Origin of the sequence: Burkholderia sp. BCC1993 (genome assembly GCF_905339865.1) — a bacterium.
GTDB lineage: Bacteria > Pseudomonadota > Gammaproteobacteria > Burkholderiales > Burkholderiaceae > Burkholderia.
Map to the genome: position 1 here is coordinate 300261 of NZ_CAJPGZ010000011.1, position 16714 is coordinate 316974.

Consider the following 16714-nt stretch of genomic DNA (forward strand, 5'->3'; position numbering starts at 1 on the left):
GTCGCTCGCGCAATCGCGCGACGGACGAACCGGCCCCCTGGGGCCGCGCGTCCGACGACAACCTGACGGAGACAGCAACGTGAGTACACCGGCATCGAACACCGCTCCCAGCATGAAGGCCGCCGTCTGGCATGGCCGCCACGACATCCGCGTCGAAGAGGTTCCCGTTCCGGCGCATCCGCCGGCCGGCTGGGTCCAGATCCGCGTGCACTGGTGCGGGATCTGCGGCTCCGACCTGCACGAGTACGTCGCCGGGCCCGTGTTCATTCCCGTCGACGCACCGCACCCGCTGACGGGCCTGAAGGGCCAGTGCATCCTCGGCCACGAGTTCAGCGGCGAGATCGCGGCGCTCGGCGCGGGCGTGACGGGCTTCGCGGTCGGCGAGCGCGTGACGGCCGACGCATGCCAGCATTGCGGCACCTGCTGGTATTGCCGGCACGGGCTGTACAACATCTGCGAGAACCTCGCGTTCACCGGGCTGATGAACAACGGCGCGTTCGCCGAATTCGTGAACGTGCCGGCCGAGCTGCTGTACAAGTTGCCCGACAACTTCCCGACGGAGGCCGGCGCGCTGATCGAGCCGCTCGCGGTCGGGCTGCATGCGGTGAAGAAGGCCGGCAACATCGTCGGCCAGACCGTCGTCGTGGTCGGCGCCGGCACGATCGGCCTGTGCACGATCATGTGCGCGAAGGCCGCGGGCGCCGGGCGCGTGATCGCGCTGGAAATGTCGGCCGCGCGCAAGCAGAAGGCGCTGGAGGTCGGCGCGACGATCGTGATCGATCCGAAGGCGTCCGACGCGGTCGCGGAAGTCAAGGCGCTGACGGGCGGCTACGGCGCCGACGTGTCGTTCGAGTGCATCGGGCACACGGCCACCGCGCAGCTCGCGATCGACGTGATCCGCAAGGCCGGCAAGTCGGTGATGGTCGGCATCTTCGAGGAGCCGACGTCGTTCAACTTCTTCGACATCGTGTCGACCGAGAAGGAAGTGATCGGCTCGCTCGCTTACAACGGCGAATTCGCGGACGTGATCCGCTTCATCGCGGACGGCCGCATCGACGTGCAGCCGCTGATCACCGGCCGGATCACGCTCGGCGACATCGTCACGCACGGCTTCGAGGAGCTGGTCAACCACAAGGACCGGAACGTGAAGATCATCGTCCAGCCCGCGGCCGCCTGACGAACCGTTGACCGGGCGATGACGGCCGCTCGGCGGCCGGACGCGGCGCCGAACGGTCCCGGGGCAGCCCCGGGGCATCCCTGGCGCGGCCCCGCCCCCGGCCGCCGCGTGTTTCCGCCCGTTTTCGGTGCGTGCACAACCGCGCCGGGTGCGGCGCGCGGGGTCGGACTTCGATATACTCGAAGCGACATCACCGCCCCGCGCGCCACCCGCGCGCCCGCTTCCGTGAAACCACGAGCCGGCCTGATCCTCGAACTCTTCGTCAACCTGATGCTGCCCTGGGTCGCGTACCGGGTCGCGCATCCGTTTTTCGGCGAAACCGGCGCGCTGTACGCGTCGGCGATTCCGCCGATCGTCTGGTCCGTCGTCGAATTCATCCGCTCGCGCCGCATCGATGCGGTGGCCGCCGTCGTGCTGCTCGGCATCGCGCTGTCGATCGCCGGCATGGCGCTCGGCGGCAGCGCGCGCACGCTGCTGATGCGCGAATCGCTCGCGTCCGGCACGATCGGCGTCGTGTTCCTGCTGTCGTTGTTCCGCGATCGTCCGCTGATCTTCTATCTCGCGCGCGCGACGGTGGCCCGCGAGATGGCCGGCGGCGCCGCGCGTTTCGAGACGGTCTGGGCCGAGCAGCCGGGGCTGCGCCAGATGCTCCGCCTGATGACCTTCGTGTGGGGCGCCTGCATGACGCTGGAGATGCTGCTGCGCCTGTGGATGGTCGTCACCTGGCCCGTCGAGCGCGTGCTCGTCGTGTCGCCGATCATGGGCTACACGGTGTTCGGCACGCTGCTGCTGTGGACCTTCTGGTACCGGCGGCGGATGCGCGAGCGCAACAGCGTCGACATCCCGACCCGCGACGGCGTCACCGAAATCGCCGGCCGCTGAGCGCCTGCGCCCCGCCTGCGCGAGCGCGGCCTGCCGGACCGCCTGTCACGGCCGCTGGGGTATGATGCGCGCCTCTCGTTCGCCCCCTGCATCGCCCCATGTCTCTCTCGCTTCTCCCGTGTGCCACGATCTGGCTCGCACTGTTCGCGGCCGCCGCGTTCGCGTGGCAGCGACCGCTGCATGGCCTGAGCATCGCCGTTGCCGCGCTCGGCTATGCCGGCGCGCTGGCGTTCGGCAAGCTCGAACCGATCGTGCTCGCGCCGCTCGCGCTGCTCGCGGCCGCCGCGTGGGGCGTCGCGCCGGGCCGCCCGCTCGTGGTGCGGATCGTCGCGCACGTCGTGTTTGCCGCGCTCGCGATCGCGCTGAGCCTGCACCTGATTCCCGGCTTCCACAATCCGCGCGTGATCGAGCCGACGCGTTTCACGCCGGATGCCGTGCCGTTCACGATGTACCTGAATTTCGACAAGCCGCTCGTCGGCCTGTGGCTGCTGTGGGTGCTGCCGTGGGTGGCGCCGGACGTCCCGCCGGCACGCGCGCTGCGCACCGGTGCCGTGGCGGCCGTCGCGACGGCGGCGGCCTGCCTGGCCGGCGCGCTCGCGTTCGGCATGGTCGGCTGGGCGCCGAAATGGCCGGCGTCGGGCTGGATGTGGCTCGTCAACAACGTGCTGCTCGTCACGCTCGCCGAGGAAGCGCTGTTCCGCGGCTACGTGCAAGGCGGGCTCACGCGCGTGCTCGGACGGTTCGGCTGGGGGCCGTGGGCCGCGCTCGCGATCGGCGCGGGGCTGTTCGGCGCCGCGCACGCGGCCGGCGGCTGGCCCTGGATCGTGCTCGGCACGGTGGCCGGCATCGGCTACGGCCTCGCATGGCGGCGCGGCGGGCTGCTCGCATCCGCGCTCGCGCATGCGGGGCTGAATGTGATCCACTTCGCGCTGTTCACCTACCCGATGCTCGCCGCCGTGCGCTGAACGCCATGCGCGGCGGCGGCATCCCGCCGGTTTCGTGCGGTCGAACTCAGTTGAAGCCGGCTACCGCGTGCGGCACGTAAGGGCCTTCGAGCGTCGCGACTTCATCGTCCGTCAGCTTCAGTTGCAGCGCGCCGAGCGCATCGTCCAGATGATGCGGCTTCGAGATGCCGACGATCGGCGCGGTGACGCCGCGCTTGTGTGCGACCCATGCGAGCGCGACCTGCGCACGCGGCACGTTGCGCGCGGCGGCGATCGCCGCGACGGCCTCGACGACCGCGCGATCGGCACCGGCCGTCGCGTCGTACATCCGCTGACCGACCTCGTCGCTCTGCTGCCGGCCGGACGACTCGTCCCAGTTGCGCGTCAGCCGGCCGCGCGCGAGCGGGCTCCACGGAATCACCGCGATGCCTTCGGCCTCGCACAGCGGCAGCATTTCGCGTTCTTCCTCGCGATACAGCAGGTTCAGGTGGTTCTGCATGCTGACGAAGCGGGTCCAGCCGTTCTGCTTCGACGTATACAGCGCCTTCGCGAACTGCCACGCGAACATCGACGATGCGCCGATGTAGCGCGCCTTGCCGGCCTTCACGACGTCGTGCAGCGCCTCGAGCGTCTCCTCGATCGGCGTGCCGTAGTCCCAGCGGTGGATCTGGTACAGGTCGACGTAATCGGTGCCGAGCCGCTTCAGGCTCTGGTCGATGTCGGTCATGATCGCCTTGCGCGACAATCCCGCGCCGTTCGGCCCGGGGCGCATCCGGTAGAACACCTTGGTCGCGATCACGACGTCGTCGCGCTTCGCGAAGTCGCGCAACGCACGGCCGACGATCTCCTCGGACGTGCCGTCCGAATACATGTTCGCGGTATCGAAGAAATTGATGCCGGCCTCGATCGCGCGCTGGATGATCGGGCGGCTTTCCGCTTCCGGCAGCGTCCACGGGTGCGTGCCGCGCGACGGCTCGCCGAACGTCATGCAGCCCAGCACCAGCTTCGACACGTCCATCCCGGTCGACCCGAATTTCACGTATTCCATCGCTCGCCTCGTCATTGAAGTGGGGTTGCGGCCGGATGCGCGGCCCGGTTCGGTGCGCCGGGCACGAACGCCGTGCGCTGCATCGGCCAGACGTCGCATGGTATCGCGCAGCGCGCGAACGCGTAGTCGACGCGACCGCCTGCTGCCCGGCCGGGTCGCCCAGGAACGCCGACGCGCCGGAACCGCAGCCCAATCGCACTTGAGCAAGGCTTCGACGGCGCAAACCGACGCGCCACGCAGCATCCATGATCAGAATGCGCGGCGTGGCGCCGCGCCGGTTGCCGCGTCGACGAACGAACGGATTACTCGCGAACGACGAACGGCTTACTTGATCTGGTCGGCGAGCGGCTGCAGGAATTCGGAGAAGCCGGTCAGCATGATCTGCACGCCGATGCACAGCAGCAGGAATGCCGACACGCGCTTCGCGACCTTGGTGCCTTCGGTGCCGAGATAGCGGGAGAGCAGCGCGGCACGGCTGTAGGTCAGCCAGATCACGACCGCGACGAGCGCGGACACCGAGATCGACACGATGCTCGACAGCATGAATTCCGACAGCTTGTGCGTGCGGTTCGCGTTCAGTGCGATCGCGGTGGCGATCGAGCCGGGGCCGACGGTCAGCGGCACGGTCAGCGGGAAGAACGCGCGGGTCATGATCGCGTTCGCATCGATCGGCTTGATCGGCGTATCGCCGCCGCCCGCCGGCCCGTCCGGCTCGTTCAGCATCTGCCAGCCCGCGACGGCGACCGCGAAGCCGCCGCCGATCCGCAGCGCTTCCATCGAGATCCCGAAGAAATGCAGCACCGGCGTGCCGGCGAAGAACGCGACCAGCAACACGATGAACGCGTTGAACGCCACCTTCTTCGCGAGCAGGTTGCGCTCGTGCTCGGTCAGCGCCTCGGTGCGTTCGAGAAACAGGAACGCGATGCCGATCGGATTGATGATGCCGATCAGGCCGGTGAAGCCGAACAGGATCTCGGAGATAAGGCGGTTGACGATCATCGGGGCGAAGAAGCGGTCGGGGCTGGGCCGGCGGCGCGCCGGGGGTCACGCATTGTAGAGCAAGCGCCCGCGCCCGAGACGCAAATCGCGCCCCGGGCCCGGCGGGCCGCGCCGCGGCCTTATTCGGCGCCCGGCTCCCAGGCCGGCGGCCGCTTCGCGAAGAACGCGGCGAAGCCCTCCTTCGCTTCCGGCGTCGCCCGCACGCGGGAGATCGTCTGCGCGGTGAACGCCGCGCGTTCGTCCGACGGCGGGTACTCGCCGATCGCGTCGAAAAAGCGCTTGATCTCCATCAGCGCGTTCGGGCCGTTGCGGCTCAGCTCGGCGAGCGTCTTGTCGAGGGCGGCGTCGAGCGCGTCGAGCGGCACGGCCTGGTGGATCAGCCCGATCGCGACGGCTTCGGCGGCCGCGAGCTGCGTCGCGGTCAGCGCGAGCCGGCGCGCCTGGCGCTGGCCGACCGCCTCGACCAGATACGGGCCGATCACCGACGGCAGGATCCCGAAGCGGGCCTCGCTGACCGAAAAGCGCGCGTGATCGCTCGCGATCACGATGTCGCAAGCCGCGCACAGGCCGACGCCGCCGCCGAACGCGTGGCCCTGCACGCGCGCGACCGTCGGCTTCGGGCACTGCCGGATCGCCCGCATCATCGCGGCGAACCGCTCGGCGTCGCGCAGGTTCGCGGCCGCGTCGTTCGCGCTCGCGCGCTGCATCCACTGCAGGTCGGCACCCGCGCAGAACGCGCGGCCGTCCGAGCGCAGCACGATCGCGCGCACGTCGTCGCGCCGGCCGAGCGTCGTGAACGCGTCGGTCAGCTCGGCGATCATCGTCTCGTCGAACGCGTTGAGCACGTCGCCGCGCAGCAGCGCGACGGTCGCGATGCCGCGCGCATCGACGGCCACGGCCAGGGTTTTCAATCCATCCATCGAACAGGTTTCCTCGGGGTAGAACAGGGAACGGCGAAACTCAGGCGGCCTGCCGGCGGTCGATCACGCGCCGGGCCTTGCCGGTCGCGCTCGCGGGAATGCCGCCCGCGGCGAGCACCGTCACGCCGGCCGACACGCCGATCATCGTCTTGATCCGGTGCTGCAGCTCGCGCGCGATCGCCGCGCGCTCGGCGTCGGTCACGCACGCGGCGGCCTCGGAGCGCAGCTCGACCGCGAGATCGAGCCGATCCATGTGGCCGTCGCGCGAGAGCGTGATCTGGAACTGCCCCGACAGCTTCGTCTGCGCGACGACGATTTCCTCGATCTGGCTCGGGAACACGTTCACGCCGCGCACGATCAACATGTCGTCGGAGCGGCCCGTGATCTTCGCGAGCCGGCGCATCGCGCGCGCGGTCGGCGGCAGCAGCGCGGTGAGGTCGCGCGTGCGGTAGCGGATCACCGGCATCGCTTCCTTCGTCAGCGACGTGAACACGAGTTCGCCCTCGCTGCCGTCCGGCAGCACTTCGCCGGTCACGGGGTCGATGATCTCCGGATAGAAATGGTCTTCCCAGATCACCGGGCCGTCCTTGGTCTCGACGCATTCGCACGCGACGCCCGGGCCCATCACTTCCGACAGCCCGTAGATGTCGAGCGCGTCGATGCCCACGCGCGTCTCCACTTCCTCGCGCAGCGCCTGCGTCCACGGCTCCGCGCCGAAGATGCCGATCTGCAGCGACGACTCGGCCGGGTCCATCCCTTGCCGCACCATCTCGTCGATCAGGTTCAGCATGTACGACGGCGTGACGAGGATGATCTTCGGCTCGAAATCGCGGATCAGCTGCACCTGCTTTTCAGTCTGCCCGCCCGACATCGGCACGACCATGCAGCCGAGCCGCTCCGCGCCGTAGTGAATCCCGAGGCCGCCCGTGAAGAGCCCGTAGCCGAACGCGTTGTGCAGCGTGTCGCCCGGGCGGCCGCCGGCCGCGCGGATCGAACGCGCGGTCACGTTCGCCCAGGTGTCGATGTCGCGCGCGGTGTAGCCGACCACCGTCGGCTTGCCGGTCGTGCCGCTCGACGCATGCACGCGCACGACCTGCTCGCGCGGCACCGCGAAAAGGCCGAACGGATAGTTGTCGCGCAGGTCGTGCTTGGTCGAGAACGGGAATTTCGCGAGATCGGCGAGCGTCTTCAGGTCGTCCGGATGCACGCCCGCCGCGTCGAACGTGCGGCGATAGTGCGGGACGTTGTCGTACGCGTGGCGCAGCGACCACTTGAGGCGCTCGAGCTGCAGCGCCTGCAGTTCGTCGCGGCTGGCGGTCTCGATCGGCTCGAGGGCGGCGGCGGGGTGCGTCGGGTGAGTCATCGGGGTGCTCCTCCAATGGAGTGATGTCGTTGTCGTGATCGAGGTGGTGGGGCCGGCGGCTAGCGGAACGTGCGGCCGGCCGAGTGCAGCGCGGCGATGCGCGGCGACACGCGATAGCGGTCCTCGCCGTAGCTCGCCGCCAGGTTCGACAGCACGCGATGCACGCGGCCGATGCCGATCGCATCGGCCCACGCGAGCGGGCCGCACGGGTAGTTCACGCCCTTCTCCATCGCGAGATCGAGATCGGCGGGCGAGCACACGCCCTGGTTCACCGTGTCGGCCGCCTCGTTCGCGAGCATCGCGACGGTGCGCATCGCGACCATGCCCGGCACGTCGGCGATGCCGACGACGCGAAAACCGGCTTGCTGGAACAGGCCGACCGCATCCGCGTAAGCCGCGTCGCTGCACTGCAGCGCGCGCGTCAGCGCGACGAGCCCGGCCTGCGCGTAATCGCGCGCGAGATCGACGAGCACGAGGTCGGCCACGCCGGTTTGCGCGGCACGCACGGTCGCGGTGCGGCCGTCGGTCAGCGCGATCGACGCGCGGCCGGCCACGGCGAGCAGTTCGTCGGCATGCGCGCCGTTCTGCCGCGCGAGCGCGATGCGTTCGGCAAGGCGTGCCTGCAGCGCGGCGGCCGGGCCGTCCTGCGCGAACAGCACGACGTCGGCCGGCGCATCGCACGGCGGTTCGAACGCGGGCGCGGGCGGCGTCGCGCCGTCCGCATACGAATAGAAGCCGCGGCCCGACTTGCGCCCGAGGAAGCCCGCGTTCACGAGTTCCTGCTGGATCAGCGACGGCGTATAGCGCGGATCGTTGAAGTACGCACGGAACACCGACTCCGTCACCGCGAAGTTCACGTCGTGGCCGATCAGGTCCATCAGCTCGAACGGCCCCATCCGGAAGCCGCCGGCGTCGCGCATCACCGCGTCGATCGAGGCCGGCGTGCCGCCCTGCTCGTTCAGCACGCGCAGCGCCTCCGCGTAATACGGCCGCGCGACGCGGTTCACGATGAAGCCGGGCGTCGACTTCGCCAGAACCGGCCGCTTGCCCCACGCGGCAGCCGTGTCGTAGAGCGCCTGCGCGACGTCCGGCGCGGTCGCGAGCCCGCTGACCACCTCGACGAGCGCCATCAGCGGCGCCGGATTGAAGAAATGCAGGCCGGCCACGCGCTGCGGCGCGCGCAGCCCGGCCGCGATCGACGTAATCGAGATCGACGACGTGTTGGTCGCCAGCACGCAGCTGTCGTCGACATGGCGTTCGAGCGTCGCGAAGATCTCGCGCTTCACGTCGAGCCGCTCGGCCGCCGCCTCGACGATCAGCGCGGCGCCCGCGAAGTCGGCCAGCGCGCGCACCGCGCGAATCCGGCTGCCGGCCGCGTCGGCCTGGGCCGGTTCCATCCGGCCCTTCTCCGCGAGCCGCGCGAACTGCGCGCGGATGCCGGCCAGCGCCTTGTCGCACGCGGCTTCGTTCAGGTCGTACAGCAGCACCGAATGGCCGGCCGCCGCGGCCACCTGCGCGATGCCCGCGCCCATCGCGCCCGCGCCGATCACGCCGACGAGCGCCGACGGCGCCAGCGCGCCCGAATTCATCGAATGTGCAGAAGAAACAGCCATCGCTTGCGATCCGTCATGAAGTGGAAGTGCGAGCAATTATAAACCGACCGGTCGGTAGATTTATGTCAGGGCGAGCCCGAATTTGTCGTGCAAGAGATCGTTACGAAAAGCGCAAGAACAAAAAATCGAACGATCGGGGCACTTTTTTGAAACCGAAAGGTCAATGAAAGCGTTCGATTATGAGATAGTGTCCCCCGAACGCCTGATAAAATTCGACAAATCGCCGAATTTCAGGGGGAAATCGCGTGTCACGCCGCTGCCGTCCACCGCCTGCCGCCTTTTCGGGGTCGGAATCGCGCCACCGGTCCGCCTGTCGTGACCTACCCGCGCCCCGCCCTCGGCGCCCGGTCGCATCGAACCGTTTCATCCCGCGACGGGCTTCGGCCCGCCCGCGCCCCTCGCCGCTTCACGGCGGCGAATCCAGGGCAGCACGGCTCCGCGCTGCCGCCCATCAGCATCATCGTCCACGTTCGGCGGATCATCCGGCCGGGCTTCGTCAACCCGTGACGGCGCGTCGCGCGCCGCCACTCGCATAGGAAACCGTCCATGCCGCTCTCGTCCAACCAGCTCCCGCGCTGGACCCTCTGGGCCCCGCTTGCCGCATGGCTGGTACTCGCGCTGTCGCGCGTCGTGCCGGCCGAAGGCCTCGTCATCGCCGTGTTCGCCGCCGCCCTCGCCGGCGCCGTGTTCGCCGCCGTCCACCATGCCGAAGTCGTCGCGCACCGCGTCGGCGAGCCGTTCGGCACGCTCGTGCTGGCGGTCGCCGTGACCGTCATCGAGGTCGCGCTGATCGTGTCGGTGATGCTCGGCGCCGGCCCCGAGAAATCGGGCCTCGCGCGCGATACCGTGTTCGCCGCGGTGATGATCATCTGCAACGGCATCGTCGGCCTCTGCCTGCTGGTCGGTGCGTGGAAGCACGGCGAGCAGGATTTCCAGGGGCGCGGCGCGAGCAAGGCGCTCGCGGTGCTCGCGTCGCTGTCGGTGCTGTCGCTCGTGATGCCGAACTACCTGAACGCCGCGCCGGGCCCGTTCTTTTCGAAATCGCAGCTTGCGTTCGCCGGCGTGTCGTCGCTCGTGCTGTACGGCGCATTCGTATTCGTGCAGACCGTGCGCCACCGCGACTACTTTCTCACCGAGCACGACAGCGCGAACGAATCAGTGCACGCGGCACCGCCGAGCGGCCGCACCGCGCTGATCAGCCTCGTGCTGCTGTTCGTGAGCCTCGTCGCGGTCGTGCTGCTCGCGAAGCTGCTGTCGCCGGCCGTCGAGCATGCGGTGATGAGGCTCGGTGCGCCGGAAGCGGCGGTCGGTATCGTGATCGCCGCGCTGGTGCTGCTGCCCGAAGGGCTCGCGGCCGTCACCGCCGCGCGGGCGAATCGCCTGCAGACCAGCATGAACCTCGCGCTCGGTTCGGCGCTCGCGAGCATCGGGCTCACGATCCCGACCGTCGCGGCCGTGTTCATCTGGGTCGGCCAGCCGCTCACGCTCGGCATCGGCGCGATGGAAACCGTGCTGCTGTCGCTGACGCTGCTCGTCAGCACGCTGACGCTCAGCCAGGGACGCACAACGGTGCTGCACGGCGTCGTGCATCTGTCGCTGTTCGCGGCATACCTGTTCCTGTCGGTCACGCACTGATGCAAACGGCGCGGGGCCCGGCGGATTCTCTCCGTCGGGCCCCGCGCCGCTTCACCTTCCTCTGCTTCACCTTCCTCTGCTTCACCTTCTTCGCTTCACCTTCTTCGCTTCACCTTCTTCGCTTCACCTTCTTCCGCTTCACCTTCTTCGCTTCACACCGCCCCTACCGCACCGGAATCACCAGATGCTGCCCAGCCAGGATCAGGTTCGGGTTCGCGAGGTTGTTGCGGCGCTGGATCTCGCGATAGCGCTGGCCGCTGCCGAGCTTGCTCGCCGCGATCAGGTTCAGCGTGTCGCCGGCCTTCACCACGTACGTATGCTCGCCGGACGCGGCCGCGGTCGTCATCGTCTGGTCGCTGACGAAGTACTTGCGCAGCAGGTCGAGATACTGCGGCGACTGCTTGAGCTTCGCGATCGCGGCGTTCAGGTAGATCAGCAGGTCCTGGTCGTCGGCGCGCACGCCGATCTTGTACGCGATGTTCGAGCCGTCGAGCTTGGTCACCGCGAACTTCAGGTCGGTGCCCCTGATCGAGCTGACCGCGAACGGATAGTCGTAGACGAACGCGTCGACCGCATGGCCGTCGAGGCTCTTCGCAATGAATGCCGGATCGGAATCGTCGATCTCGACGAAACGGACGTTCGGATACTGGCGCGTGACGAACCCACGCACGTCCGGGTCGCCCTTCAGGATGCCGACCGTCTTGCCGGCCAGATCGTCCGCCGAGCGGATCGCGGAGCCTTGCCGCACGATCAGCGAATAGCCGAAATCGTCGACGTACGGCACCGAGTAGACGACGCCCGCCGGCGTGTTGTCCGGGAACGTAAGCCCGTCCATCGCGACGTCGACGACATGGTTGCCCTTCGCATCGGTGTCGAGCAACTGCTTCGGCACGCCCGGATACGTGTCGACTTCGTGACGCGTATCGACGACGATCGGCTTGCCGCCGCGCGAGAACGACGGATCCGCGAACAGCAGCCGCGCGAATTCGACGTTGAAGCCGTGCGGCGCGCCCTTGTCCTCGCCGAAGAACGGCTCGCTCGGGTTCTGCACCGAAACCCGCACGATGCCGTTTTCCGCGATCGATTTCAGCGTGCTGGCCTGCGGCGTGAAGCCGGCCGGCAGCACGTTGCCCGACCCCGACGGCGGCGCGGGCTGGCCTGCGCCGGCCGATTGCGCGGACGTCGCGCCAGGCGCCGCGTCGTGCGCGGGAATCAGTGTCGACAGGCCGCCCTGGTGGACGATCCATACGCCGACGAGCACCACCAGGAACACGACTGCACCGAGAAGTTTTTTCATGGTTGCGTGCCTGCGGAAAGTTATTGTTGTTTCGACGGCAATGCGGCGGCCCGTGCCGCATCGGGGCCGGGCACGGGGGTGCCGTTCATCACCGCCTGCTGTTGCGCCTGCTTGACCTCGGGGTTGTCCAGCAGCGACGTCTCCATTTCGGAGAATGCCTTGTTCACCGAGCGCATCACCGAATCGACGGCCGCGTCGGTCTTGATCTGCTCGAACGTATCGGCCGTCTGCCGGCCCGCGAGCTTGTTCATGTGCTGCGCCGCCTGCGACATGTCCCACATCGCCTTCGCGCGGTCGATCGCCGATGCGAAATTCTTCAGCTCGACCTGCACCTGCTTGTAGCGGCCTTCGCGGAACGCGAGCAGCTGCTTCATCGTGTCGAGCTGCGCGCGAAAGCGTGGCGCGTCGTCCGGATACTGCTTCTCGAACAGCTCGGTCTTGTCCTCGAAGTTCTTCACTTCGGTGCGGAACGCGGTAATGCTGTCCGCGAATTTCTGCGCCGCCTGGCGCTTTTCCGCGAGCTGGTTGATCAGCGTCTCGATCGGATTCGCCTGTGCTTCCTCGACGATCATCTTCACCTTCTGGTTCGCGAACTTCATCGCGACGACCGGCGCGAAATAGATCGCCCCGAGGCCGATCACGGCCGCGGTGACCAGCGCGATCACCCCCTTCAGGATGAACAGCGCGGCCGGTGCCGCGATCGCGACGCCGGCGATGATGATCGCCCATTTGATCAGCCGTGCCTTGCCACTCCCCGAACTGCCGTTTGCTTCGTTCGAAAGCTGCGACATGAGTTTCTCTCCTTGAACCTCGAACTGAACTGCGTGCGTGTGCTACGTCATGCTCAATCGAAATGCTTCGGACTCCAGTGACGCCGTGCGCGCAAGGCGGTCGGCGCCACGATGCGTGGACGCGCGGCGGCGGCGTCACGGGACACCGGTGCAGGCGTCATGCGCGATACGGTATTCGGGTGCGGCGGGCTGGCGCACGACACGCCGGCGCCGATCGGCACCGTTCAGCGGCGCGGCCAGCGCGCGGACGGGAAAGTGTACCGACGCACGGTACGAAACGGGATGACGGATACGTGACGCGACGGGCGTCGGGAGGATCGTGGTTCCGGCGGGCCGGTGGCTGCGGCGCCGGGATTCCGGTACGAGTGCGTGAAGGCTCATCGCTGTTCTTGTGCGCGTCGCTGATGCGGGAACGCGCGGCCAGCGCGCCCCGCTCCAAATGCACGCACGTATCCTGCGCCGACCGGCATGCAGCGTCAAGCGGTCGGCGCGGTGCGTTGCCTTTCGCGATCGAAAGCGTGCACGACGCGTCAGCTTTCGGAGCGGTAAGGATGTTGCCGACGCCGCGATTCGCCGCGCTCGGTCCGACTTCATCTAAACGAGGCCGCCGTCCGTCCCTTCCGTCAGAAACTGCTCGACCATCGCGTTGAACACCGGCAGCGCCGGATTGTCGTTGTCCGCGCGCCACGCGAGATACAGCTCCGCCGCCACGTCGACGTCCGCGAGCGGCCGGAACACCACGCCGTCCACATGCAGCTCGCGCGCCGACGCCGGCACTAGCGCCGCACCCAGCCCGGCGCGCACCAGGCCGAGGATCGTATGCGTCTGCCCGACGTAATGCAGGTAGTTCGGCAAGCGCCCGGCGCCGGCGAACATCCCCGAGATCATGTCGTGGAAGTACTTGCCCTCGTTCGGCGAATACGCGATGAACGGCTGCCGGTCGAGCTCGTCCGGGCCGATCCGCTCGTACGCGGCCAGCGGCGCGCCCTGCGCGACCGCGACGAGCATCGGCTCGCGTTGCACGAGCCGGTATTCGAGCGGATGGCGCGCCGCACGCTGGCGCACGAAGCCCGCATCGAGCATGCGCGACGCCAGCGCGTCGATCTGCACGGTCGACACCATTTCACGCAGTTCGACGTCGACGTCGGGCAGCGCGTGCGCCGCATGCGCGAGCAGCGCCGGAATCATCCGGTACGCGCTGACAGCCGTGAAGCCGAGCGTGATGCGGCCGGCCCCGCCATGTGCGACGCGCTGCGCGGCCTGTTCGGCCCGCGCCGAAAACTCGAGGATGTGCCGTGCGTCGCGCAAGAAGCGCTCGCCGGCCGCGGTCAGCCTGACCTGCCGGCTGCTGCGTTCGAGCAGCGCGATGCCGAGCGCGTGCTCGAGCAACTGGATCTGCCGGCTGAGCGGCGGCTGCGTCATGAAGAGCCGCTTGGCCGCGCGCCCGAAATGCAGTTCCTCGGCCACGGCGACGAAGCAGCGAAGCTGGTTCAGTTCAATCATTCAAATCTTGAATCAATCGATAGCCTCTTGATGTTAGACCGATATCGATACGATTCCTATACTCGGTTGCACCTGATGCGCGGCCCGCGCCGCGCACGCCGACCGAGACCTTCATGACCATCGACCTCCTGCTCACCCAGCCGCTTCCCGACACCATCGACGCCGAACTGTCCGCCCGCTACGCGGTGCATCGGCTGTATGCGGCCGACCAGCCCGACGCGCTGCTCGATCGCGTCGCATCGCGCATCCGCGGCGTCGTCACGGGCGGCGCGAACGGGTTGCCGGCCGCGTTGATGGAGCGGTTGAGCGCGCTCGAGATCATCGCGATCAACGGCATCGGCACCGACGCCGTCGATCTCGACCGTGCCCGCGCACGCGGCATTCACGTGACGACGACGCCCGACGTGCTGACCGACGACGTCGCCGACATGGCGCTGGGGCTGATCCTGATGACGCTGCGCGACCTCGGCGCCGGCGAGCGCATCGTGCGCGCCGGCCGCTGGGGCAAGGCGGCGCAGCCGCTCGCGACGCAGGTGACGGGCAAGCGGCTCGGCATCGTCGGCCTCGGCCGCGTTGGACGTGCGATCGCGCAGCGCGCGCAGGCATTCCGGATGCCGGTCAGCTATTTCGGCCCGCGCGAACACCGCGACAGCGGCTATCGCTACGTGCCCGACCTGGCCGCGCTCGCGCGCGACAGCGACGTGCTCGTGCTCGCGGCGTCGGCCGATCACGGCAAGGTGCTCGTGACCGCCGACGTGCTCGCCGCGCTCGGCAGCAAAGGATTCCTGATCAACGTCGCGCGCGGCAAGCTCGTCGACGAAGCCGCGCTCGTGCGCGCGCTCGCGGACGGCACGATCGCCGGCGCGGGGCTCGACGTGTTCGCCGACGAACCGCGCGTGCCGGCCGCGCTGCTCGAACTCGAGCGCGTCGTCGTGCAGCCGCACCGCGCAAGCGCCACGCACGAGACACGCGAACGCATGGGCCGGATCGTGCTCGCCAACCTCGCCGCGTGCTTCGCGGGCCAACGGCCGCCGACTAGCGTCACAGGCTGACCGCCGCACGTCCCTCCCCGACCAAGACATCCAATGAAACGCCTCCGCACGACGGAGGCCAGGAGACTCGCATGCCCAATCGATCCAGCGGCGGCGCAGCCGTTGCCGCCTCTTCCACCTCTCCCGCCTCATCCACCGCGTCGCGCACGATCGGCCGAGTCCGCTACACGGTCCTCGCGCTGATCTTCGCCGTCACCGTCGTCAACTATGCTGACCGCGCGACAATGTCGATCGCCGGCACCGGTGTCGCGCACGCCCTCGGCCTCACGCCCATGCAGCTCGGCATCGTGTTTTCCGCGTTCGCGTGGGCCTATGCGCTCGGCCAGATCCCGGGCGGCTGGCTGCTCGACCGCTTCGGCGCGCGCCGCGTGTACGGCCTGAGCCTGCTGCTGTGGTCGGTCTTCACGATGCTGCAGGGCACGGTCGGCTGGTTCGCCGTGCAGGGGGCGGCCGCGACGCTCGCCCTGTTCGCGATGCGCTTCATGCTCGGCCTGGTCGAATCGCCGGCGTTCCCGGCCAATTCGCGGATCGTCGCGTGCTGGTTCCCGACCGCGGAGCGCGGCACCGCATCCGCACTGTTCAATTCCGCGCAGTACATGGCCGTCGTGCTGTTCACGCCCGCGATGGCGTGGCTCACGCACGCGCTCGGTTGGGAACACGTGTTCCTGTGGATGGGGATGCTCGGTGTCGCGCTGTCGGCGCTCTGGTTCGCGTGGTATCGCGAGCCTCACGGCCATCCGCGCGTGAGCAACGCCGAGCGCGATTACCTGCGCGCGCACGGTGCGCTCGTCGATCTCGAAGCGAACCGCGTCCGCGAGCGTCCGCGCATATCGTGGCGCGACGCGTCGCAGCTGTTCCGCCACCGCAACCTGTGGGCGATCTACATCGGCCAGTACTGCATCACGGCGCTCACCTACTTCTTCATCACGTGGTTCCCGATCTACCTGATCAAGGGGCGCGGGATGACGATCATGGAAGCCGGCTGGGTGGCCGCGCTGCCGGCGCTCTGCGGCTTCACGGGCGGCGTGCTCGGCGGCGTGCTGTCGGACTGGCTGATCCGGCGCGGCGTGCATCCGTCGCGCGCCCGCAAGACGCCGTTCGTCGTCGGGATGGCGCTGGCGACGCTGCTCGTGCTCGCGAACGGCGCGTCGTCGAATGCCGTCGTGATCGCGCTGATGACGATCGCGTTCTTCGGCAAGGGGCTCGCGGCGGTCGGCTGGGCCGTGCTCGCCGACACCGCGCCCGAAGGGATGGTCGGCCTGAGCGGCGGCGTGTTCAACGGTCTCGGCAACATCGCGGGGATCGTCACGCCGCTCGTGATCGGCTACTTCGTCGCGCACACGGGCTCGTTCGCGGGCGCACTGTGGTTCGTCGCCGCGCACGGGCTGCTCGGCATCGCCGCCTACGCGTGGCTCGCCGGCCGCTTCGAGCGGATTCGCGTCACGCCGGACGCGTGATACCGGGCGCCGCCGGGCGAGCGGCCGGCAGCG

Annotated in this window: 15 protein-coding genes; 7 read left to right on the top strand and 8 right to left on the bottom strand. The window is 68.9% G+C overall.

Features of this window, described 5'->3' with window-relative positions; genetic code table 11:
• Positions 1-112 precede the first annotated feature (112 nt).
• The 3 genes from U4Y91_RS20555 (at position 113) to U4Y91_RS20565 (ending at position 3024) form a co-directional block, all read left to right on the top strand.
• Positions 113-1177 (top strand): 2,3-butanediol dehydrogenase, encoded by a 1065-nt coding sequence (locus U4Y91_RS20555; protein ID WP_321806651.1) that lies wholly within the window; start codon positions 113-115, stop codon positions 1175-1177.
• A 225-nt stretch (positions 1178-1402) separates the two neighbouring features.
• Positions 1403-2059, top strand: a complete 657-nt coding sequence (locus U4Y91_RS20560; protein ID WP_321806615.1) for a VC0807 family protein — start codon at positions 1403-1405, stop codon at positions 2057-2059.
• Between the two features lie 98 nt (positions 2060-2157).
• Complete coding sequence (locus tag U4Y91_RS20565) at positions 2158-3024, top strand: CPBP family intramembrane glutamic endopeptidase (protein WP_321806616.1); 867 nt, start codon at positions 2158-2160, stop codon at positions 3022-3024.
• A 46-nt stretch (positions 3025-3070) separates the two neighbouring features.
• Here the strand turns inward: U4Y91_RS20565 and U4Y91_RS20570 are convergent, their stop codons facing one another.
• The 5 genes from U4Y91_RS20570 to U4Y91_RS20590 all read right to left on the bottom strand — a co-directional run bounded on the left by U4Y91_RS20570 (position 3071) and on the right by U4Y91_RS20590 (position 8946).
• Positions 3071-4051: an aldo/keto reductase gene (locus U4Y91_RS20570; protein ID WP_321806617.1), complete on the bottom strand. Its 981-nt coding sequence runs from the start codon at positions 4049-4051 to the stop codon at positions 3071-3073.
• A 324-nt stretch (positions 4052-4375) separates the two neighbouring features.
• Entirely contained in the window at positions 4376-5050 is a 675-nt protein-coding gene (locus U4Y91_RS20575) for a MarC family protein (protein ID WP_044843309.1), read from the bottom strand.
• Between the two features lie 119 nt (positions 5051-5169).
• On the bottom strand, positions 5170-5970 hold the full coding sequence (locus U4Y91_RS20580) for an enoyl-CoA hydratase-related protein (RefSeq protein ID WP_321806618.1): 801 nt from the start codon (positions 5968-5970) through the stop codon (positions 5170-5172).
• Between the two features lie 40 nt (positions 5971-6010).
• Positions 6011-7333 carry a phenylacetate--CoA ligase PaaK gene (gene paaK, locus U4Y91_RS20585; protein ID WP_321806619.1) on the bottom strand — a complete coding sequence of 441 codons (1323 nt, stop codon included), beginning with the start codon at positions 7331-7333 and terminating at the stop codon, positions 6011-6013.
• A gap of 59 nt (positions 7334-7392) precedes the next feature.
• Positions 7393-8946: a 3-hydroxyacyl-CoA dehydrogenase gene (locus U4Y91_RS20590; RefSeq protein ID WP_321806620.1), complete on the bottom strand. Its 1554-nt coding sequence runs from the start codon at positions 8944-8946 to the stop codon at positions 7393-7395.
• A 163-nt stretch (positions 8947-9109) separates the two neighbouring features.
• Here U4Y91_RS20590 and U4Y91_RS20595 point away from each other — a divergent pair, with 163 nt between their 5' ends.
• Together U4Y91_RS20595 and U4Y91_RS20600 are read left to right on the top strand one after the other, a co-directional pair.
• Positions 9110-9265 carry a hypothetical protein gene (locus U4Y91_RS20595; protein ID WP_321806621.1) on the top strand — a complete coding sequence of 52 codons (156 nt, stop codon included), beginning with the start codon at positions 9110-9112 and terminating at the stop codon, positions 9263-9265.
• A gap of 227 nt (positions 9266-9492) precedes the next feature.
• A complete protein-coding gene (locus tag U4Y91_RS20600; RefSeq protein ID WP_321806622.1) occupies positions 9493-10581 on the top strand; it encodes an ionic transporter y4hA in 1089 nt (362 codons plus the stop codon).
• A 163-nt stretch (positions 10582-10744) separates the two neighbouring features.
• On the opposite strand, the gene U4Y91_RS20605 is transcribed toward U4Y91_RS20600, so the two are convergent.
• The 3 genes from U4Y91_RS20605 to U4Y91_RS20615 form a co-directional block, all read right to left on the bottom strand.
• On the bottom strand, positions 10745-11878 hold the full coding sequence (locus U4Y91_RS20605) for a transporter substrate-binding domain-containing protein (RefSeq protein ID WP_321806623.1): 1134 nt from the start codon (positions 11876-11878) through the stop codon (positions 10745-10747).
• 20 nt (positions 11879-11898) lie between these two features.
• A complete protein-coding gene (locus U4Y91_RS20610) occupies positions 11899-12669 on the bottom strand; it encodes a hypothetical protein (RefSeq protein ID WP_321806624.1) in 771 nt (256 codons plus the stop codon).
• A gap of 594 nt (positions 12670-13263) precedes the next feature.
• A complete protein-coding gene (locus U4Y91_RS20615) occupies positions 13264-14172 on the bottom strand; it encodes a LysR substrate-binding domain-containing protein (RefSeq protein ID WP_321806625.1) in 909 nt (302 codons plus the stop codon).
• Between the two features lie 113 nt (positions 14173-14285).
• Here U4Y91_RS20615 and U4Y91_RS20620 point away from each other — a divergent pair, with 113 nt between their 5' ends.
• Positions 14286-15224, top strand: a complete 939-nt coding sequence (locus U4Y91_RS20620) for a 2-hydroxyacid dehydrogenase (protein ID WP_321806626.1) — start codon at positions 14286-14288, stop codon at positions 15222-15224.
• Between the two features lie 71 nt (positions 15225-15295).
• The gene (locus U4Y91_RS20625) at positions 15296-16681 is read left to right on the top strand and encodes an MFS transporter (RefSeq protein ID WP_321806627.1); all 1386 of its coding nucleotides are present in this window, start codon (positions 15296-15298) and stop codon (positions 16679-16681) included.
• The last annotated feature ends 33 nt before the right edge of the window (positions 16682-16714 follow it).